Raw genomic sequence first — 629 nt, 5'->3', positions numbered from 1 at the left:
GACGATGCCTCTTTGCATAAACAGGCATCGGAGATTTTTGCTCGAAATAAGTATCCAGAAAATCCCATATTAGGCCCTATTCCCAAGCATCCCAAAAAAGAGAAAATACGCATCGGCTATTTTTCTGCTGATTTTAAAAATCACGCTGTCTCCATCTTAACTGCAGAGCTATTTGAGCTGCATGATAAAGATCGGTTTGAAATCATCGCCTTTTCTTTCGGTGTTGATGATAAAAGCCCTATACGTACACGCTTAAGTCAGGCTTTTAGTCAATTTATTGACGTGAGGGGTATGTCGGATTTAGATATTGCAAAACTCTCAAGAGAATTGCGTGTGGATATTGCGGTAGATTTGAGTGGCTACACTTCTGATAATCGAACTGGAATTTTTTCTTATCGTGCCGCACCAATCCAAGTCAATTGGTTGGGCTACCCTGGAACCATTGGCGCTAATTTTATAGACTATATTGTGGCGGATAAAACTATCATTCCAGCCCAGTCTGAGCAGTTCTATACCGAAAAAGTCGTATCGCTTCCCGATACCTACATAGTGGATGATTCAAAGCGGCTTGCTTCTTCTAGGGTATTTACAAGAGCAGAGCTTGGGCTACCAGAGAACGTATTTGTATT

Annotated in this window: 1 pseudogene; it reads left to right on the top strand. The window is 41.3% G+C overall.

What is annotated here, in order from left to right:
• Positions 1-629: pseudogene (locus ICN43_RS11085) on the top strand (hypothetical protein); the annotation flags it as partial.

Origin of the sequence: Polynucleobacter sp. UK-Mo-2m-Kol15, assembly GCF_018881505.1 — a bacterium.
Classification (GTDB): Bacteria; Pseudomonadota; Gammaproteobacteria; order Burkholderiales; family Burkholderiaceae; genus Polynucleobacter.
This window is presented reverse-complemented; position numbering and strand designations above follow the sequence as displayed.